The organism is Nocardia grenadensis NBRC 108939 (assembly GCF_001613445.1).
GTDB classification, from domain to species: Bacteria; Actinomycetota; Actinomycetes; order Mycobacteriales; family Mycobacteriaceae; genus Nocardia; species Nocardia grenadensis.
Genome location: NZ_BDCJ01000031.1, coordinates 1 through 20622, shown reverse-complemented (window position 1 = coordinate 20622; position 20622 = coordinate 1). Strand labels below are relative to the sequence as shown.

The 20622-nt window shown below is 66.9% G+C and carries 19 protein-coding genes; 9 read left to right on the top strand and 10 right to left on the bottom strand.

Features of this window, described 5'->3' with window-relative positions; translation table 11 throughout:
• Positions 1-30 precede the first annotated feature (30 nt).
• A complete protein-coding gene (locus tag NGR01S_RS27745; RefSeq protein ID WP_063041979.1) occupies positions 31-231 on the bottom strand; it encodes a hypothetical protein in 201 nt (66 codons plus the stop codon).
• Between the two features lie 279 nt (positions 232-510).
• On the opposite strand from NGR01S_RS27745, the gene NGR01S_RS27740 reads away from it, so the two are divergent.
• Together NGR01S_RS27740 and NGR01S_RS27735 are read left to right on the top strand one after the other, a co-directional pair.
• Positions 511-747 (top strand): DUF397 domain-containing protein, encoded by a 237-nt coding sequence (locus NGR01S_RS27740; protein WP_063041977.1) that lies wholly within the window; start codon positions 511-513, stop codon positions 745-747.
• A 75-nt stretch (positions 748-822) separates the two neighbouring features.
• The gene (locus NGR01S_RS27735) at positions 823-1020 is read left to right on the top strand and encodes a hypothetical protein (RefSeq protein WP_030524513.1); all 198 of its coding nucleotides are present in this window, start codon (positions 823-825) and stop codon (positions 1018-1020) included.
• A gap of 18 nt (positions 1021-1038) precedes the next feature.
• Here the strand turns inward: NGR01S_RS27735 and NGR01S_RS27730 are convergent, their stop codons facing one another.
• The 5 genes from NGR01S_RS27730 to NGR01S_RS27710 all read right to left on the bottom strand — a co-directional run bounded on the left by NGR01S_RS27730 (position 1039) and on the right by NGR01S_RS27710 (position 6860).
• Positions 1039-1785, bottom strand: coding sequence for a succinate dehydrogenase/fumarate reductase iron-sulfur subunit (locus tag NGR01S_RS27730; protein ID WP_063041975.1), 747 nt, complete (start codon positions 1783-1785; stop codon positions 1039-1041).
• Between the two features lie 4 nt (positions 1786-1789).
• Positions 1790-3760 carry a fumarate reductase/succinate dehydrogenase flavoprotein subunit gene (locus tag NGR01S_RS27725; RefSeq protein WP_063041973.1) on the bottom strand — a complete coding sequence of 657 codons (1971 nt, stop codon included), beginning with the start codon at positions 3758-3760 and terminating at the stop codon, positions 1790-1792.
• Between the two features lie 15 nt (positions 3761-3775).
• The gene (sdhC, locus tag NGR01S_RS27720) at positions 3776-4609 is read right to left on the bottom strand and encodes a succinate dehydrogenase subunit SdhC (protein ID WP_063041971.1); all 834 of its coding nucleotides are present in this window, start codon (positions 4607-4609) and stop codon (positions 3776-3778) included.
• Between the two features lie 287 nt (positions 4610-4896).
• Positions 4897-5187: an Rv0250c family protein gene (locus tag NGR01S_RS27715; RefSeq protein ID WP_063041969.1), complete on the bottom strand. Its 291-nt coding sequence runs from the start codon at positions 5185-5187 to the stop codon at positions 4897-4899.
• 485 nt (positions 5188-5672) lie between these two features.
• Entirely contained in the window at positions 5673-6860 is a 1188-nt protein-coding gene (locus NGR01S_RS27710) for an ATP-binding protein (RefSeq protein WP_063041967.1), read from the bottom strand.
• A 399-nt stretch (positions 6861-7259) separates the two neighbouring features.
• On the opposite strand from NGR01S_RS27710, the gene NGR01S_RS27705 reads away from it, so the two are divergent.
• Both NGR01S_RS27705 and NGR01S_RS27700 read left to right on the top strand, forming a co-directional pair.
• On the top strand, positions 7260-7898 hold the full coding sequence (locus NGR01S_RS27705; protein WP_307718785.1) for a C40 family peptidase: 639 nt from the start codon (positions 7260-7262) through the stop codon (positions 7896-7898).
• Positions 7899-7901: 3 nt separating this feature from the next.
• Entirely contained in the window at positions 7902-8306 is a 405-nt protein-coding gene (locus tag NGR01S_RS27700) for an RNA-binding S4 domain-containing protein (RefSeq protein ID WP_063041963.1), read from the top strand.
• Between the two features lie 122 nt (positions 8307-8428).
• Here NGR01S_RS27700 and NGR01S_RS27695 read toward each other — a convergent pair whose 3' ends face one another.
• Entirely contained in the window at positions 8429-10384 is a 1956-nt protein-coding gene (locus NGR01S_RS27695) for an acyltransferase domain-containing protein (protein ID WP_063041960.1), read from the bottom strand.
• A gap of 354 nt (positions 10385-10738) precedes the next feature.
• Between NGR01S_RS27695 and NGR01S_RS27690 the strand changes: the two genes are divergently transcribed.
• Positions 10739-11692, top strand: coding sequence for an MBL fold metallo-hydrolase (locus tag NGR01S_RS27690; protein ID WP_245664809.1), 954 nt, complete (start codon positions 10739-10741; stop codon positions 11690-11692).
• A gap of 136 nt (positions 11693-11828) precedes the next feature.
• On the opposite strand, the gene NGR01S_RS27685 is transcribed toward NGR01S_RS27690, so the two are convergent.
• Positions 11829-12806: an NAD(P)H-dependent flavin oxidoreductase gene (locus NGR01S_RS27685; RefSeq protein ID WP_174551756.1), complete on the bottom strand. Its 978-nt coding sequence runs from the start codon at positions 12804-12806 to the stop codon at positions 11829-11831.
• 331 nt (positions 12807-13137) lie between these two features.
• Here NGR01S_RS27685 and fadD5 point away from each other — a divergent pair, with 331 nt between their 5' ends.
• A complete protein-coding gene (gene fadD5, locus NGR01S_RS27680; RefSeq protein ID WP_063041955.1) occupies positions 13138-14706 on the top strand; it encodes a fatty-acid--CoA ligase FadD5 in 1569 nt (522 codons plus the stop codon).
• Between the two features lie 142 nt (positions 14707-14848).
• Positions 14849-15442, top strand: coding sequence for a cysteine hydrolase family protein (locus tag NGR01S_RS27675; RefSeq protein WP_063042055.1), 594 nt, complete (start codon positions 14849-14851; stop codon positions 15440-15442).
• A 107-nt stretch (positions 15443-15549) separates the two neighbouring features.
• Here the strand turns inward: NGR01S_RS27675 and NGR01S_RS27670 are convergent, their stop codons facing one another.
• Positions 15550-17934 (bottom strand): lysylphosphatidylglycerol synthase transmembrane domain-containing protein, encoded by a 2385-nt coding sequence (locus tag NGR01S_RS27670; protein WP_063041954.1) that lies wholly within the window; start codon positions 17932-17934, stop codon positions 15550-15552.
• A gap of 118 nt (positions 17935-18052) precedes the next feature.
• Between NGR01S_RS27670 and NGR01S_RS32940 the strand changes: the two genes are divergently transcribed.
• The gene (locus NGR01S_RS32940) at positions 18053-18178 is read left to right on the top strand and encodes a hypothetical protein (RefSeq protein WP_281179812.1); all 126 of its coding nucleotides are present in this window, start codon (positions 18053-18055) and stop codon (positions 18176-18178) included.
• A 79-nt stretch (positions 18179-18257) separates the two neighbouring features.
• On the opposite strand, the gene NGR01S_RS27665 is transcribed toward NGR01S_RS32940, so the two are convergent.
• On the bottom strand, positions 18258-19631 hold the full coding sequence (locus tag NGR01S_RS27665) for an ABC1 kinase family protein (RefSeq protein WP_245664808.1): 1374 nt from the start codon (positions 19629-19631) through the stop codon (positions 18258-18260).
• 99 nt (positions 19632-19730) lie between these two features.
• Here NGR01S_RS27665 and NGR01S_RS27660 point away from each other — a divergent pair, with 99 nt between their 5' ends.
• Positions 19731-20522 carry a winged helix-turn-helix domain-containing protein gene (locus NGR01S_RS27660; RefSeq protein WP_063041950.1) on the top strand — a complete coding sequence of 264 codons (792 nt, stop codon included), beginning with the start codon at positions 19731-19733 and terminating at the stop codon, positions 20520-20522.
• Positions 20523-20622 lie beyond the last annotated feature (100 nt).

Sequence of the window (20622 nt, the reverse complement as noted above, 5' to 3'; positions counted from 1 at the left end):
AGCGGCCGGTACGGCGGTGGAACCCGCTCGCTATTGGAGGGCGCGGTTGTCCAGTACGCAGCGGCCCGATTCCACCAGGGTGGCCCGGGCGCGCCGACGGACCCGGCACTCGTCGACGGTGCAGTCCAGATGCAGTTGCATCGCCGAATGGGCTTGTTCGGGGGTCATCACGCCGGGATCGTCACCGCAGGCGAGCAGGGTGGGGATCGGGGCGTCCAGATTCAACCGCATCACACGACCTCCTTCTGAACCCGCGGTCGACTCCTGTTGTCCGCGGTGGTTTTCCGGGTGTGCACATACGACCAACAGCTCACCATAGGCCGAGAAGGTCCGATAACGGGTGAGATTCGGTGATTTTACCGGTACCGATTCACGAAATTTCCTGTAGACGGGTGTAAACCCGCCTCGGCCGGTGCTGCGCGTAGCATCGCGCTACATGCTTGTGGCGCGCAGCGCCGGGACCCTCGACTCGAAACACGGCGATATCCGCGGCGGTGAAGGAGAATCTGGATGAGCATCGACAACGGTACGAGAGTGGACCTGTCCGGCGCCCGCTGGGTCAGCGGCGCGACCGGAGAAAGCGCCGCTACGCCAGGGACCCACAGCGTCGAGATCGCGATGCTCGCCGACGGTCATGTCGGAATGCGCGACGGCAAGAATCCCGACGGACCGGTGCTGGTCTTCACCCCGGGCGAGTGGGCGGCCTTCACCGCCGGCGTACGCGACGGCGAGTTCGACCGGCCATAACTACCTGTTCGCCCGGGCCGGCCTCTCCCTGATCACCGCGTTTGGGTCAAACAGGTAACGGGTAGACAACAATATGTGGACCCAGGGATCAAGAATTCCCGTCCCCGGCTCCGCAAATTCGGGCCCGGCGACGGCGTCGCGCGATTGATCGTCGGCCTGCTCTTTGCGGCATCGGCGGTGGGCGTTTTCGTACTCACCGGATCGGTGTTCTCGGCGTTGTTCGTCGGGGTGCTGGTGGGGCTGGTCGCGACCGGTGTGGTCGCGATGTTGTGAGACGGTCGTGTGGATCGGTCAGCGGCGGAAGAGCTTGTTGCCGAGCCAGACGATCGGGTCGTACTTCCGGTCGGCGACGCGCTCCTTCATCGGTATCAGCGCATTGTCTGTGATCTTGATATTCTCCGGGCACACTTCAGTGCAGCATTTGGTGATATTGCAGTAGCCGAGTCCGTGCTGCTCCTGCGCGGCATCCCGGCGATCGGCCACATCCAGCGGATGCATTTCCAGCTCCGCGATCCGCATGAGGTACCGCGGGCCGGCGAAGGCCTCTTTGTTCTCGTCGTGATCGCGCACCACATGGCAGATGTTCTGGCACAGGAAACATTCGATGCACTTGCGGAACTCCTGCGAGCGCTGCACATCCACCTGCTGCATCCGGTACTGTCCGGGCTCCAGATCCGGCGGCGGGGTGAACGAGGGGATCTCGCGGGCCTTCTTGTAGTTGTAGGAGACATCGGTCACCAGGTCGCGAACCACCGGGAACGTGCGCAGCGGTGTCACAGTGACAACATCTTCCGGCGTGAAGGTGGACATACGGGTCATACAGAGTAGCCGCGGTTTTCCGTTCACCTCGGCCGAACACGAACCGCATTTGCCCGCCTTGCAGTTCCAGCGGACCGCGAGATCGGGCGCCTGGGTCGCCTGCAGCCGGTGGATGATGTCGAGAACCACTTCGCCCTCGTTCACCGCCACCGTGAAATCCTGTAGTTCCCCACCGTCGGTATCGCCGCGCCATACGCGGAACCGGGCGTCGTAACTCATCCGCTCACGCCTCCTTGCTGTCTGATTCGCGGCCTTCGGGCGTAGTCCCGGCCGCGGCGCCGTCCACCGCGGCCGGATGGGCCGCGAGTTCGGCTGGGGTGTAGTACTTCTCCAACTCGCCGAAATCGAAGAGGGCGAGTAGTTCGTCCCGCATCGGCAGCTGATCCTGCACGGTCACCGAGATATCGGGGATGTCGGCGACTCCGGCGCCGTCGGCGGCGCAGACGAGCAGCTTGTTGCGCCACTGCGGGTCCATGCCCGGGTGGTCGTCGCGGGTGTGTCCGCCGCGGCTCTCGGTGCGCAGTAGCGCGGCCTGGGCCACGCATTGGCTGACCAGCAGCATGTTCCGCATATCTATGGCGAGATGCCAGCCCGGGTTGAACTGCCGGTGCCCCTCGATGGTGACGTGGGCGAACCGCTCGCGCAGGGCCTCCAGCTGCGAGATCGCCTCGCGGACCTCGGCTTCCTTGCGAATGATGCCCACCAGATCGTTCATGGTCTGCTGCAGATCGGTGTGCAGGGTGTACGGGTTCTCCCCGGACGCGCCCTCCGGTGGGTCGAACGGAGCCAGTGCGGACCGGGCCGCCGTCGCGATATCGGTGTCGGCAACCGCCGGCCGCTCGGCGAGCCCTTCGACGTACTCGGCCGCGCCCAACCCCGCCCGCCGACCGAAGACCAGCAGGTCGGACAGGGAGTTGCCGCCGAGCCGGTTGGACCCGTGCATACCGCCCGAACATTCCCCGGCGGCGAAGAGCCCCGGTACGTGCGCCGCGCCGGTATCCGGATCGACCTCGATCCCGCCCATCACGTAGTGACAGGTGGGCCCGACCTCCATCGGTTCCTTGGTGATGTCCACATCGGCCAGTTCCTTGAACTGGTGGTGCATCGACGGCAACCGGCGGATGATCTCCTCCGGGCCGAGTCGCGAGGCGATATCGAGGTAGACACCGCCGTGTTCGGTACCCCGGCCGGCCTTGACCTCTTCGTTGATGGCGCGGGCCACTTCGTCGCGGGGCAGCAGGTCGGGGGTGCGGCGCGCCGAATCGTTGTCGCGCAGCCACTGATCGGCCTCTTCTTCGCTCTCGGCGTACTGCCCCTTGAAGACCGCCGGAATGTAGTCGAACATGAACCGTTCGCCGTCGGTGTTCTTCAGTACGCCGCCGTCACCGCGGACACCCTCGGTGACGAGGATTCCCTTCACGCTCGGCGGCCACACCATCCCGGTGGGATGGAACTGCAGGAACTCCATATTGATCAGCCGGGCGCCGGCCCGCAGCGCCAGGGCGTGGCCGTCACCGGTGTACTCCCAGGAGTTCGAGGTCACCTTGTAGGACTTGCCGATTCCACCCGTCGCCAGCACGACCGCGGGGGTTTCGAACAGGATGAAGCGGCCGGATTCGCGCCAGTAGCCGAAGGCGCCGCTGATCCGGTCACCGTCCTTGAGCAGTTCCGTGATGGTGCATTCGGCGAAGACCTTGATCCGTGACTCGTAGTCACCGGTCTGCGCGTAGTCCTCCTGTTGCAGCGAGACGATCTTCTGCTGCATGGTGCGGATGAGTTCGAGCCCCGTGCGGTCTCCCACATGCGCCAGCCGCGGGTAGGTGTGCCCACCGAAGTTGCGCTGGCTGATCCGGCCATCGGCGGTCCGGTCGAACAGGGCACCGTAGGTTTCCAGCTCCCAGACGCGGTCGGGGGCCTCCCGGGCGTGTAGTTCGGCCATCCGCCAGTTGTTCAGAAATTTGCCGCCGCGCATGGTGTCGCGGAAATGGGTCTCCCAGGTGTCTTTCTCATTGGCGTTGCCCATCGCCGCCGCGCAGCCGCCCTCGGCCATCACGGTATGGGCCTTGCCGAATAGCGATTTGCACACCACCGCCACCGAGAGACCGTGTTCCCGGGCTTCGATCACCGCGCGTAGTCCGGCGCCGCCGGCACCGATCACCACGACGTCGTAGGTGTGCCGCTCCACTTCGGGCATAGCCGTGCTAACTCCTCAGTCGATGATGCGAAGATCGGAAATCGTGCCGCCGGCCACCAACATCACGTAGAAGTCGGTGAGTACGAGGGTGCCCAGCGTGGTCCAGGCGAGCTGCATATGCCTGGTGTTGAGCTTGGAGACCTGTGTCCAGAACCAGTACCGCACCGGATGTGCGGAGAAGTGTTTGAGCCGTCCGCCCGCGATATGCCGGCAGGAATGGCAGGACAGGGTGTAGGCCCAGAGCAGGATCACATTGCCGGTGATGATCAGACTGCCCAGACCCAGCCCGAATCCGCCGGTTCTGCCGTGGTAGGCGAGCACCGCGTCGTAGGTGTTGATCAGCGAGATGAGCACCGCGACATAGAAGAAGTAGCGGTGCGCGTTCTGGATGATCAGGGGCAGCCGGGTCTCTCCGGTGTACTTCGCGTGCGGTTCGGCCACCGCGCAGGCCGGCGGTGAGAACCACACCGACCGGTAGTAGGCCTTGCGGTAGTAGTAGCAGGTGAGCCGGAAACCGAGCAGGAACGGCAGCACCAGGAACCCGAGCGGCAGGAACATCGGCAGGTCGCCGAACGGGGTGCCGAAATGGCTCGCCCCTTCGACGCATGAGGTGCTCAGGCAGGGGGAGTAGAACGGCGTCAGGTAGTGGTAGTCGGGTACCCAATACGCCGTGCGTACAAAGGATCTGATGGCCGCGTAGATGACGAACGCGGCCAGTCCGATCACCGTGATCAGCGGCGGTAGCCACCACCGATCCGTGCGTAGGGTCCGGGCGGTGATCCGGGCCCGGGTCCTGCTGAATACGCCTGTACCCGCTTCGGGAGCGGTCGTGGTCGTTGTGGCACTCACTGGTCGATGCCTCGCTGATCGGCGGTGCGGGTGGTCATGGGTACCTCCGCGATCGAATGTGATGCTGAGCACCATACGCCCGGCCCGCTATCGAACGAGCAGGGTCTGCGTAATCTCGATGAGCTAGAGGGTGGGTGATTTGCGCCACATTTACTGACGATCTTGCGCGGGTGAACACGTCGCAAACGAAGACGGCCGGTCGCCTGTGCGGCGACCGGCCGTCCGAAGATCATCGGGTTGTGGCCCGATGCCCGGTGTTCAGTTATCCGGCGGTGAACTCCGGCCGATCACTGGGTACGTGGCCGCGAGTGGAAGCCGAGGCCCTCGTCCTGGGCGCCCATCCACGCCGATTCGTCGGATTTGCTGTCCGGGACGTAGATGGGTTCCTGGCCGCGGCGGCCCGCCACCTGCGGTGGCGGGCTCTTCTCCAGTTCGTCTGCATCGATGCAGAGCCGTTCCAGGTCGTTCTCCAGTCGCCGTACGGAGCCGGCGTCCCCATAATGGGTGCGCAGCACCCCGATGGAGTGGCGGAGCTGGTTTACGGCGTATCGGAGTTCCGCGATGTCGCTACGTGTCATGGATACCTCCTGAGTTGCTGACCGGTCGCGATGTGGAACGCCGCCCGGACTGCGCCGGCCGCCCGGCGTGCTTGTGACCGACCACACAAGGTGATCTACAACACAGTACGTCAAAATCCCGATTCCGGCTCGTCCGATGATCAAGATCGGGTTTCGGTTGGGGGCCGATGTGTACAGCTCGACCGACGGTCTGTGTGGGTCTATACGGCTGTCTAGCGCTCAGGCGAGAATCGCGAACACATCGCTCCGGCGGGACTCGATGGCTGTATGAACATCTCTAGTCGAGGCACTAGAAAACGGCATAAAGATGTATTGCCGGTATGGAGGCGATGTCGCGGGAGCGTGCGCCGCTGGCCGGGTGGATGTCCGGGGTCCGCGGTTGTGTGAGCGGCCCCGGAGGCAGTGGCGGTCCGCCGACGATATCGGACTCTCTACGCCTTTCTACGAATTCCTCTAGTAATGCCAATAGATTGATGGCGTGGCTGTCAGGTGGCGACACTGCGCAGGTAGCGCCCGAAATGCGGGACGGTGAACCCGATGGTGCCGCGCTCCGCGGAGTAGATGAGACCTTTCTTGATGAGCCCGTCGCGGGCCGGCGACAGTGATGCGGGTTTGCGGCCCAGCTCGGCGGCCACCGCCGACGTGGCGACCGGACCGTCGTCACCGGCGAGGTCGGCCATCGCGCGCATGTACTCGCGTTCGGCCGGGGTCGCCCGTTCGTACCGGGAGCCGAAGAATCCCACCGCGAGCTCCTCCTCGGCGGTCGGTGCCGCCACCTCGACATCCTCGGCGGTGATCGGACTGCCCGGCGCCTGATCCCAGGTCGCCTTGCCGTAGGCCTGCACGAAATACGGATACCCGTCGGCCTTGCGATAGAGCGCGGTGAGCGCCTCGTCGGAGAACTTCACGTCCTCGCGCTCGGCCGGCGCGATCAGCGCGCGGTCGGCCGCCGCCCGGTCCAGCCGGTCGATGCGGTGATAGCCGAACAGTCGTTCGGAATAGCTCTTGGACGCCGACAGGACCGCCGGCAGATGCGGCAGACCCGCCCCCACCACGATCAACGGCGCCGTGTCCTGGCTGAGTTCGTGGCAGGCGCCGCAGATGGCCGAGATATCGGCCGGGCCCAGATCTTGCATCTCGTCGATGAAGACGGCGATACCCGCGCCGACGTCCTGGGCCAGCGCCGCGGCCTCCATCAACAGTTCCACGAGGTCGATCTCGATATCGCCGGAGTCGGCGCGGCCGGTCACGGCCGGTACGTCGATACCCGGTTGCCATCGCTCCCGCATGCCCTTGTCCGCGGACGCGCGCAACGCGAACGCTTTGAGGATGCCCAGGAAATCGTCGATACGTTCCTGGTTGTGGTGCGTTTTGGCGATGGCTCGCGCGGCCGTGTGCAGAGCCGAGGACAGCGGCCGGCGCAACTCCTGGTCCGGGCGGGCTTCTATCTTGCCGGTGCCCCACCCCCGGGAAACCGCGGCCGAACGCAACTGGTTGAGCAGTACTGTCTTCCCCACCCCGCGCAGCCCGGTGAGCATCACGCTGCGCTCCGGACGACCCCGGGCGATCCGTTCGAGGACGATATCGAACGCGTCGAGCTGTTTGCCGCGCCCGGCGAGTTCCGGTGGACGCTGGCCGGCGCCGGGCGCATACGGGTTCCGCACGGGGTCCATACCCTCACACCGTAGCGAACCGATCGGAAAATCTGTCCGTATCTATGCCGGGTTCTGGAGAGGCTTAGTGGGCCTTCGGAGCCTTGCGCGCCACCGCGCCGTGACACCGGCCGGGATCGGCGGGACACGCCCGGACGAGACCTCCGCGTGACCTGTTGCCGGGTCGAAAAACGCTGGCGCGCCTGCACTTTGCAGGTGTACTCCCTGTTGGCGCGAAAAGGACACCCGTTCGGCTGGACAACACCCGGGCGGCATCGTAACCTTCTTGTGACTTAGTGGAGTCGAGTCGTTTCGTAAGTGAGGCGGCGCCATTGGTCACCGCCGCAGTCGGCCGCCGCGAATAGAGCAGGACGCGCGACCGGAACGACGGGAGAGCACGAGGATCGGAGACGTAGCTCGGTGGGTAAGCACAGCTTGCAGCGAGAATCCAAGCTGCCTAATTCTGTCAAGGGCGCACTGGTCATGGGCACGCTGGCCGCGACTACGGGCACGATGCCCGCGATCGCCTCGGCCGCGACGACCACGATCGACGTCCCCGGCATCGGTAAGTTCGACGTCGAGGTACCGGACCAGTTCGCCAGCCAGGCCGATCAGCTCAACCAGCAGCTGAACCAGGTCCTCGAACAGGCCCCCCACGCCATGCCCGCCGCTCCCGCGCTGCCCAACTTCGCGCCGCCCGCCCCGGTCCAGCAGACCCTCGGCGATATCGCGCTCGACGCCGCCAAGACCAAGGTCGGCGCCATGTACTCCTGGGGTGCCGCCGGCCCGGCCAACTTCGACTGCTCCGGCCTGGTCCAGTGGGCCTACAAGCAGGCCGGTATCAAACTGCCGCGTACCAGCTTCGAACAGTCCCATGTGGGCGCGCCGGTGGCCTTCTCCAACCTGAAGCCCGGCGATCTCGTCATCACCAACGGTGGCGGTCATGTCGGCCTGTACGCCGGTGACGGTCTGCTGCTGAACGCGGTGCAGTCCGGTGAGCCGGTCTCCTACACCCACCTGTCCGCCGACGATGTGGTCACCGCGCGTCGTATCGTATAGCGGGTGAACCGAGCCGCGACCGAGCCGAACGACGGCACCATCCAGGCCCGGGTCGACTCCTGGGTCTGGGCTGTCCGCTTGTTCAAAACTCGGTCGGCTGCCGCAGCCGCCTGTCGGGGCGGTCATGTGCGTGTGAACGGGGCGACGGCCAAACCCGCACAGCCGGTACGTCCGGGCGACGAGATCCGGATCCGGAACCACGGTCTGGAGCGCATCGTCGTCGTGGAACGGGTGATCACAAAACGGGTAGGTGCTCCGATCGCCGCCCAATGCCTGATCGACCGCAGTCCACCGCCTCCGCCCAAGGAAGTGCTCGCTGCCCTGCCGCAACGAGACCGCGGGACCGGGCGTCCGACCAAACGGGAACGTCGCGAAACCGACCGGCTGCTCGGTCGGACCGATCACTGAGCCCGCTCCCCGGCCCGGCGACCATCTTCTCGCCCAACGGTAGACCCGATCTCTATCGTCCGGCGTGGCCCACGTGCTCGGGCCGCGCCGGAGGTTCAGTGCTCGCGGGTACCGGCGGCGGATTACGGGGAGTCGGCGGTATCCGGATAGGTCCAGGGTCCGGCCGTCGTCGCCCCGGCGGGCCGGGGCGCTCCGACGACCGGAGTGGAGAACACGGCGATGAAAGCGACCGGGTCGGCCGCGGTGAGTTCGATGAGATGGGCCGCCGATGCGGAGATCCGGGCGAATCGACGTGCCAGCCGGCCCGCGTCGAGTGCCGGATCCGGTATCGAGTTCTCGGCCACCGCCTGCGGGGCCCTGGTCGCCGACCCCATCGGGATATCGACGGATACGGCGGCATCGACCACGGTGTCCTCGAAAACCTGTGCCGCATGGATCACTCCGCGGATGGTGCAGCCGGTTTCCCGGATATCGCGCAATGCGTTGTCCAGATCGTGGCGGTCGGCGGTATCGCAGCGCACCACCACAATCCGCTCTTCGAACCCCTCCAGCAGCGGCGGAACCGGCCGTGGTGACCGGGTCGGTACCACCACATCGCGTGCTCCGGCGGCGAGCAGACGGCGCACCATCACCGAGCCGAGGGCACCCAAACCACCACTGACGACGTAGGTTCCGGTCCGATCGATCATCATGGGCGGATCGAGCGCGATGCGCCCGGCCATGAAGCGAATAGCCCTATTGGCATCGACAACCCGCGTCCATGCGATGATATCTGTGGGTGGGGGGTCATCGGCGAGCCGTATCGATGCCAGCGTTCCGGCACCCGTGACCTCCGCCCGCAAATCCCCCCCGTTCGATCGCCGGCCGGGCTCGGCCGTGGCTGTGGATCCGGCCGGTCGCGGTGACCGGTCCGACCGCGTAGCCGTGTCGCGATCATCGAAAGATATTGCCGGGAAATCTGTTCCGATTCCGCACGGCCCCGGACGCCGCCCGGCCGGTGCGATCACAGCGGTGCCATCGCGCGGTTCCGGTTGTCCCTCGACACCGTTGCGGCCGTCCGCAGTCGCGGCCGTGCCCAGTGCGCGTGCCGCGTGGAACTGCGCGAGGCAGGTGAGGAAAGCGGTTCCCTCATCCGAGCTGTCCGCGGCGCCGTAGGTGGTGTGCGCGAACCGCGGTATCGCCCGGACCGCCGGTGCGAGCAGGGATTCCGGCCCGACCTCCAGAATCATCGCCATCCCGTCATCGGCCGCCCGCCGTAGCGCCGCGTCGAGTTCCACGCGGCCGGTGAGGTTTTCGGCCCAGTATCCGGCGGACATACCGGCCGCGTCGACGACGGCGCCCGCGTGGGTACTGGAATACAACGGTAGGCGGGAGAACCCGGAGCGAACCGGGCCGAGCTCGTCGAGGAATCGCGGTATCGCCTCGATCATGGCCGGGCTGTGCGCGGGATGATCCCGCGGGTGGCGGGCGGTGGCGATACCGCGGCGTTCCGCGCGGCGCACCACCACCTCCACATAGCGAGATGCGCCGGCGACCAGTACCGACCGCGGACCGTTGACCGCGGCGACCGTGACCTTGCCATCCAGCGGTCGTACCAGGCGGATCGCCTCGGACTCGGCGGTCAGTAGTTCGGCCGTCGCGCTCGAACCCGCCAGCCGGCCCGCCGCCCGGCCGCGCGTCACCACCACTTTCGCGGCCTCGGCCAGTGGCAGCGCCCCGGCGGTCACCGCCGCGGCGATCTCGCCGGGACCGTGACCGACGGCCGCATCCGGCCGCACACCCCACGCGGCGAGCAGTTCGGCGAGCGCGACCTGGTAGACGAACAGGGCGGGTTGGACGAACTCCGGATGTGCCGAAGGTTCGACGGTATCCGCGGCGAGCTCGAATCCGCCGGGCGGGCGGAAGCCGTATCGGGGAGTCCAGACCCGGGGCCCGCCGGCGGCGGCGACCGCGTCACCGGCCGCGGCGACCGCATCCGCGAAGACCGGATAGCGGCCGGCCAGCATACGGCCCATGCGCTCGTGTTCCCCGCCTTCGCCCGGGAACAGGAAGAGTACTCCCTGGGGTGAAGCGATCATCGTAGTGACATTGCGGAAAGCCGGACTGCCTGGCGGCCGTGGCGAGCGGATGGCCTCACGACTCGATTATGCCGGAGAAATCCGGGGATTCGGTTTGCCCGAAACTCCTGGCGCCGTGCGGCTTCCGTCGCCAACGGTCTGGACCGATCGACCGGTGGGATATCTGCGCGGCGGCGCGATCACCGTGCTCGGCGCGGCCGGCGTGTCTCCACCTGATCTAGATCGCGCCGGTGCGACCTAGCGCGGAATACAGCGCGCCGCCGGAGACCGGCAGGTAGTGCGTGGTCGTGGTATCGCGGGGGACCCGCACCGCTGTGGCTACTGGTTCCCGGGTCCGGCCGGTACCGTTGCCGTGTGGCCGATTCCGTGGACGGACGAACCCCCACTCTCCCGACTGTGCTGCGCTGCTGTGCGGCGCTGGCCGCCACCCCGGCGCGGCTGCTGCGCCCGCGGCGGCCCGATACCGATTTCCTGGCGCGGCTGGAATCCGCGCCGCTGCCCGCGGCCCGGGCGAGTGTGGAGTTGACCGTGCTCGTCCAGGGGCGGATGTCGGCGCCGACGACCATCGTCGCTGAGGGCGTGCGCAGTCTCGAGCATCTGCCCATGGCGATGGGCGCCTATATCGTCGAGCATCCCTCGGCGCGGTTCGTCGTGGACCCGGCACTGTGCGCACATGTCCACCGGCGGGTGCTGCCGGGGCTGCCCTTCCCGATTCCGTCACTGGTGGCGCCGGACGAACCGGTCCTCGGGCTGGCGGACGCACTGGCCGCACGCGATCTCGACCCCGCCACTGTCGATTTCGTACTGCCCACCCACCTGCACTGGGATCATATTTCCGGGGTGCTCGAACTGCCGGATTCGGTGCCGGTGCGGTTGCCGTCCGCGGAACTGGGCTGGGCGCTGCGGGGTCCGCACGCGCCGACCGGTGTGGTGCGGGGGCCACTGGAGGGCCGGTCGCTGGAACCGCTGGAGCTCGACGGTCCGCCGGTGCTCACCTTCGCGCGCAGCCTGGATCTGTTCGGGGACGGTTCGGTACTACTCGTGGACCTGGCCGGGCACACCCCGGGCAGTATCGGCGTCCTGCTGGCCACGAGTGACGGACGCCGGGTGCTGCTCGCCGGCGACTCGGTATGGAACCGGCTGCAGATCGAACTGATCCGGGAGAAGGCGCCCATGCCCGGGCGATTGTTCGACGCCGACCGCAATATCGCCTTCGAGACCATCCACCGGCTGCACGCGCTGCCGGACGGTATCGAGGTGGTCGCCGCGCACGACTACGACGCGGTGACTGCGCTCGCGGCGCGCTGAACCCGACGGCCCGGCGGGCCGGAGAGTGCGGGAAGCCAACCTTTCCCGGATGGCTTCCCGCGTTTCCTGCGTCGGATCGAATCGCCATTGGTCCGACGGAGGCCCAGGGGTTCCGGTGCGGGGGAACTGGCCCGATTCAGGCCGAAGCGACGAAACCGGCCAGCCGCGCGCTGATCAGTTCCTCGGCCTCGCCGACCATGCGGCCGATGAGTTCGGCGCAGCTCGGGATGTCCTCGATCAGGCCCTGGCACAGCCCGACCGACCAGATACCGGCGTCGAGGTCGCCCTCTTCGAAAACGCGCCGGCCGCGGGCACCGGACACCAGTTCGCGGACATCCTCGAATTTGCCGCCGGCCTTCTCGATCTCGACCACCTTGCGGCTCACCTCGTTGTCGGCGACCCGGGCGGTGTTGTGCATGGTGCGGAAGATCAGCTTGGTATCACGCTCGGAGTTGGCGACGATCTGCTCCTTGACCTTCCGGTCGATGGAGGACTCCTCGGTGCACAGGAACCGGGTCCCCATGTTCACGCCGTCGGCGCCCAGCGCCAGCGCCGCGACCAGGCCGCGGGCGTCGGCGATACCGCCGGAGGCGATGATCGGAATGGTCAGTGCGCGGGCCGCGGCGGGAATGAGCACCAGGCCCGGTACATCGTCTTCGCCGGGATGCCCGGCGCATTCGAAGCCGTCGATGCTGACCGCGTCCACGCCGATCTTCTGGGCTTTGAGGGCGTGCCGGACGCTGGTGCATTTGTGCACCACCTTGATCCCGGCCTCGTGGTAGGTGGGCAGAAACGGCTCGGGGTTGCTGCCGGCCGTCTCCACGATCCTGATCCCGCTGTCCACGATCGCCCGCGCGTACTCCTCGTACGGCGGCGGGTTGATCGAGGGCAGAATGGTCAGGTTCACCCCGAACGGCTTGTCGGTGAGTTCGCGCGTGCGCTCGATCTCGCGCCGGAGGTCGTCGGGCGTGGGCTGGGTCAGTGCGGTGATGAAACCGAGCCCACCGGCGTTCGCGACGGCTGCGACGAGTTCGGCCCGGCCGACCCACATCATCCCGCCCTGCACGATCGGGTGTTCGATACCGAAGGTCTCGGTGAACCTGGTCCGCAGCATCGGTGCTCTCCTCTACTTTCGCGGATAGTCCGCGTCTGCTGCATGGTGCCACGGGTGTCAGCGCCCGATCAACCCTGGAAGTGAGTCGTGATTCGCATATGTGATCGTATCTCGCGTAGCTGGATGACGTGCGCAGCGGCCAGTATCACCCCAAATACACGCTTCAACGAGCGCGGACTCTCTCCTCGGGTGGGTTCCTCGGGATTAACCGCTATTCGTGCCCGATTTCCTTGCCGGTGCTGATGTGAATTGTTATTCTGCCGACATGTTCACACTGCGTGTGGCGCCGGACACTCCGGCGGGACGCGCGGTACCGAGAGGAGTACGTGGGATGTCCACCGGTGCGCAGGCCCTCGCCGAGCCGATCAGATCGCGTCGCAACCACTGGAACAACCAGCTCGCCACGCATGCGGTCATGCGGCCCGACGAGGTGGCGCTGCGTTTCCGCGGTGCCGACACCACCTGGCGGCAATTGCACGAACGGTCGCAGAAATTCGCCGACGCCCTAGCGCGCCGCGGCGTCGGCCTCGGCGACCGGGTCCTCATCCTGGCTCTCAACTACCCCGAGTACCTGGAGGCCGTGTTCGGGATCAATGCCCTGGGTGCCATCGCGGTCCCGGTGAACTTCCGGCTCACTCCGCCCGAGGTCGCCTATATCGTCGGCGACAGCGGTGCCAGGGCCGTGGTCACCGATACCGTGCTGCAGCCGCTGGCCACCGCGGTACAGGGCCAGGCGCCGGGCCTCGAGCACTGCTTCGTCATCGGCGGTACCAGTGCCGACGGGGTCGTCGGCTTCGCGGACGCGATCGCCGAGGCTGGGGATGCGCACACCCCGCTCGACATCCCCGAGGACACGCCGTGCCTCATCATGTACACCTCGGGCACCACCGGCAGCCCGAAGGGCGCCATCCTCTCCTACGGCAATATGAACTCCCAGGCGCTCACCTGTATCCGCGCGCTGCAGCTCGAGCAGGAGTCGATCGGTTTCTGCACCTCGCCGCTGTTCCATATCGCCGGACTCGGCAGCCTGGCACCGGCTTTCCTGCTCGGCGCGAAGACGGTGCTGCATCCGCTGGGCGCCTTCAGCGCGACCGAGTTCCTCGACGCCGTGGAGGCCGAGCAGGCCACCTCCGCGTTCTGCGTGCCCGCCCAGTGGCAGCTGATCTGTGACGAGCCGACCGTCAAGCAGCGCAAACTCGCGCTGCGGGCGCTGAGCTGGGGTGCCGCGCCCGCCTCGGACACTGTGCTGAAGGCGATGGCCGACGCGTTCCCCGATGCCTTCAATGTCGCGGTGTTCGGGCAGACCGAGATGTCGCCGATCACCTGTGTACTCGAAGGCAAGGACGCCATCCGCAAGCTCGGTTCGGTCGGGAAGGTCATCCCCACCATCCAGGCCCGCATCGTCGACGACGAGATGAACGATGTGGCGCCCGGCGAGGTCGGTGAAATCGTCTACCGCGGCCCCACCATGATGTCGGGCTACTGGAACAAGCCGGAGGCGACCGCGGATGCGTTCGCCGGCGGGTGGTTCCACTCCGGTGATCTGGTCCGCCAGGACGATGAGGGCTTCGTCTACGTCGTGGACCGCAAGAAGGACATGATCATCTCCGGTGGCGAGAACATCTACTGTGCCGAGGTGGAGAACGTCCTGTTCTCGCATCCGAAGATCCGTGAGGCCGCGGTGATCGGCAAAGCGCACGAGAAGTGGGGCGAGGTACCGGTCGCGGTGGTCGCGCTCAACGATCCGGCCGACGCTCTCACCCTCGCGGAACTGGAATCGTTCCTCAACGAGAACCTGGCCCGCTACAAGCATCCGAAAGAGCTGGTGCTCGTGGCGGAACTGCCGCGCAATGCCAGCGGCAAGGTCGTGAAAGTCGAACTGCGCAAGCTCGATTCGTAGGTAACGTTTCACGTGAATCATGCGCCGGATCGGTTCCGCCGATCCGGCGCACAGCCGCGCCGGGGACTCCGGCGCGCCCGGTGGCCAGCATTTATCCCGGGCAGTGGTGCGCCCCGCGAGCGCATGGTCGATCATCTACGCCATGTCGGATCAACATGCTGCAGTCCTCGCCCTGCACTGGCAGGTGAACGTTATTCGGCCGGAAGGGTTCTTCGGCCCGATGCTGGCCGAACCGGTGGCCGCCAGCGGAGTGGTGCAACGGGCCGCGGACTTCCACAAACAGGCGGCAGAGCTGGGACTGCCGGTTATCTGCACGCGGTTCATCGTCCCGGAAGGGGAAGGGCGGCTGGTGCGCAATACCGGGTTCATGCAGTCGGTCGGGGCCGCCCAGCACGAATTCCGCCCGGACGCTCCGGGAAGCCGGCTGATCGACGAGATCGCCGGACAGGCCGACCGCATCGTCGACAACCAGAAGCTGTCGGGGCTGGCCGGTAACGATCTGCCGCGCTGGCTGGTCGAGAACGATATCGACACGCTGTTCCTGACCGGCGTCGCCACCAACCTCACCGTCGAGCAGACCGCACGCCACGGCACCGACCTCGGTTTCACCGTCTATACGGTCGCCGACTGCGTGGCTGCCGCCGACCACCAGGTGCACACGGCCTCTCTGGCCAATATCGCACTTGTCAGCGCCGGCCTCCGCACCAACGCAGACGCCTTCGACGACCTCGATTGACCTTCCGCCGGTCGAGGTGCAGGTCTGCGTAGATCCTCCGTCTACTCCGGAGGGTCTGCATCCGTGGTCGGGCCCGCCCCGCCGGAGGCGGGGCAATCGAACACACCTCAGATCATGTTCTTCTCGGTCATCCACCGCATCACCTGCCAGCCGCAGAACACCGGGATCCAGCAGGTGAGCACCCGGTAGAGCAGCACCGACGGCACCGCGACCGCGGCGGGAAGACCGAATGCGGCCAGACCGCCGATCAGCGCGGCCTCGACCGCGCCGACACCGCCCGGTGTCGGCGCGGCCGAGGCCAGGGTGCCGCCGATCATCGTCACGATGGTGACGGTGATGAAGGTCGTACCGCCGCCGAACGCCTGGACACTGGCGAACAGCGCGAGCGCCTGCCCGAGGGTCAGGGCCGCGCAGCCGAGCACGATGATCACGCAGCGTTTCGGGTCGCGGGCCAGCAGCGCCAGCTCGCCGACGACCTCCTGCACCTGCGGGAGTACCGAATTATTGAGCCAGCGACGCAGTTTCGGCACGAACATGAAAGTACCGACGATCCCCACCCCGACTCCGGCGATCAGATAGAGGATGGTCGGCGACGGTACGAAATGTGAGAGGTCGGCCGAGGTCCCGGCGGCCACGCTGAACAGCACCAGCAGCCCGATATGCGTGCAGACCTGCACAGCCTGCTGCAATGCCACCGCGGCCGTGGCCCGCACCGCGCCGACTCCGCCCTTCTGGAGGAAGCGCACGCTCAGGGCCAGTCCACCCACCCGCGCGGGAGTGGTGGTGGCGGCGAAGGTGTTCGCGATCTGCATGAGGACCAGCGGCCAGTACTTCACCACACTGGACGCGCAGGCCCACAGGGCCGCGGCCGTACCGAGGTAGGTCAGCGACGACAGCGCCAGGCCGGCCAGGGCCCACCACCAGTTGGCCTCTTTGAGCTGGGTGAAGAAGGTCGGTACCGCGCTGATGAACGGGTAGGCCACATAGACCAGGCCGATCAGCAACACCAGTTGGATGAGGCTCTTCCGGCTGAACCGGGTGATCTGCTCGGCTTCGATCCGGTCCTCGCCGGTCTGGGTGCGGACCTCTTCGCGGGCAGCCGACACCACCGATTTCCAGTCCGTGATGGATTTCCGGATCCCGCCCGGCATGGCGAATTTGGTGAGCCGACGCGAGGCGGTGAGCACGGTCCGCTCGCCGAGCACGCCGATCGCCGACCGCACGGCCGCCGCGGCGCCGAAAACCGCGGTCATCGAAACCAGCAGTTGGGCGATATCGGATTGCAGCTGTGCGTCGGAGGCACACAGTTCCGCCGCGGTGAAGCCACCGAACAGCGCACCGTCGGGTCCTATCCGGATCTCGGCGGGCCGCAGTTCACCGTGCGCGATCCCGCGTTCGCGCAGCACAGTCAGCGCCCGCCACACCGAATCGAGGGCCGCGGTATCGGCGGGATCCTGTTCGATCGAGCGTCCGGCCGGCAGCGTATGCGCGTACAGCATCCAGCCGCGCGGCAGTCCGGCGACCGTGACCGGTCGGTGCGCGGCCAGGCCGAGTTCGGCCAGCGCGATCGCCATCAGCGCGCGATGCTCGACCGCGCGATGCATGGAACCGTGCAGCGGCGCGGTTTCGCTGGAACGGAAGGTCAGCCAGCGCCACAACTGGCGCAGCGCGCTCAGCGAGCGCTGATTCTTGCCGTACAGTTCGACCACCAGCGCCCGCTCGCGTTCCTCCACGGTCGCCGAGAGCAGCAGCGCGCCGGGACCGGCCGGCCGAACGACGGTGAACCGGGTGACGGTGTAGTCGCGGCGGGCCAGCTGGCGCACCGCCGCGTCCAGCGGTACCTCCAGCGCCGGAGTACCCACCAGCAGCACGATCACCGCGCCGACCAGCCAGCCGACCACCAGGCCGAACATGGCGCGGGCCGGAACCACGGTGCTGACCACCAGGTGGATCGGTGCGAACGCCAGCAGCAGCACCCACAACCAGCGTCGTGGCCGCACCGGCAGCCACGGGCTGGAGACGGTGAGCACCGCGGCCAGCATGGCAATCCAGCGGGGGTCGTCCAGGAACTGCTGCAGGAAGGTTTTGTCGTCCAGATTCTCCGGCACCTGCAGGTGCCACTGTGGGGCCGACAACCCACTCGGTGTGATGGACAGCAGCAGGACCGCGGTGAGCCCGGCGGTGGCGTAACCGGCGAGCAGTTTCCATTGCCGGCCGAACGCCAGTTCCACCAGGATCGCGAACGGCAGGATGAGGATGACGATCCCGTACAGCAGATAGACCAGGTTGGACTGGTCGGGGTTGAGGAATCCGACGATATTGGAAACCGAACGTTCCAGCGCCAGCCACTCGGGCCGGGTGATCAGGGAACCGGCGATGACGACAGCCACGCCGACGGCCGCGAAGACGACACGCAGAATATCGCTGGTCCGCCGCGTGAGCGGCTGGAGGAGACTGCCCGTGACCGGGATCTCCCGCCCATCGACTCGCATGTCGTATCGGTACTTTCGGATCGAGGTGACGCTGACGGGCCGGTCACGCCCACCAGCAGGTGAGTATGCAGGAGCCCGAGCCGGACGATACACACCAACACGCTGTCAGAATCCAGGGGTGAGTGGTGATCAACGCATCTGTTTCGTAGGAGATTCTTTCGTCGCCGGCGTGGGCGACCCGCAGGCTCTGGGCTGGACCGAGCGGCTGACCGCGCACGACCTGGGCCGCGGGCAGGATAAATAGGATATTTTTTACGTAAATTAGGTTTCTTCACCGGAAAATGTCCCAGACGGTGAGCTGGTCGTATCCGGCCGGTGGCGTGTCAGTTCGCCGATACGCCTGGTGCCGGAGCGCGCCGCATGACCGCGAAGACGTCCCCGAGCTCGGGCACCGACCGTTCCAGTTCGTCACCGAAATCGCATTCGCATTCCAGCTGGCTCAAGGTGCCGACCATGGTGAGTGCGGCCCGCGCGAACGGAGTGCATTCCGGCGGCAGGGTCAGCTCCCGCATCACATTCGACAACCGCAGGGCGGTGGTACGCAGCACCTGCTTGCGCAACCACGGTGTGGTGATACGGAACCGCGGATGCCGTACCGGTTCCGCGCAGGCCGACAGGGCCGCGTCGAGTGCCACCGCATCGAAGGCCCGGCCCGGCAGCGCGAACCCGTGCGTCCGCACCGCCGTCTCCACCGCGGCCGGGCCACCGTTGCAGATCGCGTCGCACATCTCGACCACCAGCCGGGTGAAACCCGGATGCGGCCACGGCGCGCACGCACCGAAATCCATTACCCCCAGCCGCCCGTCGGCGAGCAGCCGTAGATTGCCGGGATGCGGGTCGCAGTACAGCAGCCCGTGCTCCTCCCATCCGGTCAGCACGAACCGCATCATCAGCTCGCCGACCCGGTCCCGCTGTGCCCGGCTCCCGGACTCGATGAGCCGGGTGGCCGGAATCCCGTCGAGCCATTCCGAGACGAGTACGTCGCCGCGCTGTGCCAGTACCTCGGGCACCCGGAATTCGGCACTGTCGGCATACGCCCTCGCGAACGCTCGCTGATTATCGGCCTCGGCCGCGTAATCCAGCTCCGCCCGCACGCTCTCGCAGAGTGCCTCGGTCACCGATTTCACATCCGCGCCCGGCAGGAACACCGACGCCAATGTCGAGATCCGCCGCAGTTGCACCAGATCCGACTCCACCGCCGCCCGGGCGCCCGGATACATCACCTTCACCGCGACCGCGCGCCCGTCGCGCCAGACCCCCCGATGCACCTGGCCGATCGAGGCGGCGGCGGCCCGCCGATCGTCGAACTCGCGGAACAGTGCCCGCCAGTCCGGCCCCAGATGTTCGGCCAGTACGGCGTGCACGGTGGCGGGCAGCATCACCGGCGCCGAATCCTGTAACCGGGCCAGGGCGGCCTGGTACGGGGCGGCGATATCGCGAGGCAGTGCCAGCTGGTAGATCGCCAGCAGCTGGCCGAGTTTGGCCGCGCAGCCCTTCAGTTCACCCAGCACCGCGAACATGTGCTCGGCGGTCCGGGACTGGATATCCCGGTTCACCTCCTGCGCCGAACGGCCGAACGCCCGGCGGCCCGCGCCCGCCGCCTGCCGACCCGCGAACGCGACCGGAAGTGCTACGAGCTTGGCGCTGCGCAGCGCCCGCCGCACCGGCGGCGCACCAGGATCACGTCGACTGCTCATACCTCATCCCCAGAAGCGATTCGCCAGTTCTCCTGTGCAGTCTGGCATATTTGCGCCTAGACTGTCTGGGACGTATCAGCTGCCGAGAAAGGTGCATCCATGGGATCCCGCACGGTGGTCGCCGACGTCGCAGACGAACTGGCGCGTCGCGTCGCCGCAGGGGAATATCAGCCGGGTGGGCTGATGCCCTCGGTCCGGCAGGTCGCCGAGGAATTCGAGATGAACCGGGCCACCGCCCAGCTCACCCTCGGCCGGCTGGAGTCCTACGGATTCGTCGAGGCACGGCGCGGTAAGGGTTTCACCATCCGTGAGGTCCGCGCGGCCGGCGGTCTCGACGTCTACCGGCACCTCTTCCGGTTCTCCATCCCGATGCCCGAGGTCGCGATCGAGATGTTCCGCGATATCGTCGAGGTCGAGCGCGGCATCGTCATGGACGCACTGCTCTCCTACACCGGTCTCGCCCACGGTGCCGCCGCCGCGGCCGGCGTCGACCTCGCCGAACTGAAAGCCGAGATCGACACCCTGGAAACGCTGGCGCGGCTGGACGTTCCCGACTATCGGCGCATTCTCGCCATAGAGATCGGCGTGGTTCGCAAACTGCTGGTGGCTCTCGAATCGAGTATGCAGCGCGCCATCTTGAACTCCATCGGCGAAATGGTGCTCGAAGTTCCCGAGGCCGTCGACGCCTACTTCGCCGGCGCCGCCGATCTGCACGTCCTGGTGTGGCGGGCACTGATCGCGGTCTGGGAATCGGAATCCGGCCCCACCCCGGCCCAGCTGGCGCTGTTCGAGGACCTGTTCGGGATGTACCACAACAAGGTCATCGCCCGCTTCGAGGAACTACTCGGCACCGACGCCGAAGCCGAAGAAGTCCACGCGGCCACCGCCTGAACGAATTTGCGCGACGACCGGAGGGCCGAACCCGGCGGGTCTCGCGGTGGCGCAAGTCCACATGCCGATCCGCCGTTCGATGCCGACGCAACCTTATGCG

What these genes read in the sequence shown, in the direction of transcription:
- NGR01S_RS27685 (WP_174551756.1), bottom strand. Translation starts at nt 12,806, where the DNA reads ATGCTGCGGACCAGGTTCACCGAGACCTTCGGTATCGAACACCCGATC.
- NGR01S_RS27675 (WP_063042055.1), top strand. Translation starts at nt 14,849, where the DNA reads ATGTCGGATCAACATGCTGCAGTCCTCGCCCTGCACTGGCAGGTGAAC.
- fadD5 (WP_063041955.1), top strand. Translation starts at nt 13,138, where the DNA reads ATGTCCACCGGTGCGCAGGCCCTCGCCGAGCCGATCAGATCGCGTCGC.
- NGR01S_RS27695 (WP_063041960.1), bottom strand. Translation starts at nt 10,384, where the DNA reads ATGATCGCTTCACCCCAGGGAGTACTCTTCCTGTTCCCGGGCGAAGGC.
- NGR01S_RS27665 (WP_245664808.1), bottom strand. Translation starts at nt 19,631, where the DNA reads ATGAGCAGTCGACGTGATCCTGGTGCGCCGCCGGTGCGGCGGGCGCTG.
- NGR01S_RS27710 (WP_063041967.1), bottom strand. Translation starts at nt 6,860, where the DNA reads ATGGACCCCGTGCGGAACCCGTATGCGCCCGGCGCCGGCCAGCGTCCA.
- NGR01S_RS27660 (WP_063041950.1), top strand. Translation starts at nt 19,731, where the DNA reads ATGGGATCCCGCACGGTGGTCGCCGACGTCGCAGACGAACTGGCGCGT.
- NGR01S_RS27670 (WP_063041954.1), bottom strand. Translation starts at nt 17,934, where the DNA reads ATGCGAGTCGATGGGCGGGAGATCCCGGTCACGGGCAGTCTCCTCCAG.
- NGR01S_RS27715 (WP_063041969.1), bottom strand. Translation starts at nt 5,187, where the DNA reads ATGACACGTAGCGACATCGCGGAACTCCGATACGCCGTAAACCAGCTC.
- NGR01S_RS27725 (WP_063041973.1), bottom strand. Translation starts at nt 3,760, where the DNA reads ATGCCCGAAGTGGAGCGGCACACCTACGACGTCGTGGTGATCGGTGCC.
- NGR01S_RS27740 (WP_063041977.1), top strand. Translation starts at nt 511, where the DNA reads ATGAGCATCGACAACGGTACGAGAGTGGACCTGTCCGGCGCCCGCTGG.
- NGR01S_RS27745 (WP_063041979.1), bottom strand. Translation starts at nt 231, where the DNA reads ATGCGGTTGAATCTGGACGCCCCGATCCCCACCCTGCTCGCCTGCGGT.
- NGR01S_RS27730 (WP_063041975.1), bottom strand. Translation starts at nt 1,785, where the DNA reads ATGAGTTACGACGCCCGGTTCCGCGTATGGCGCGGCGATACCGACGGT.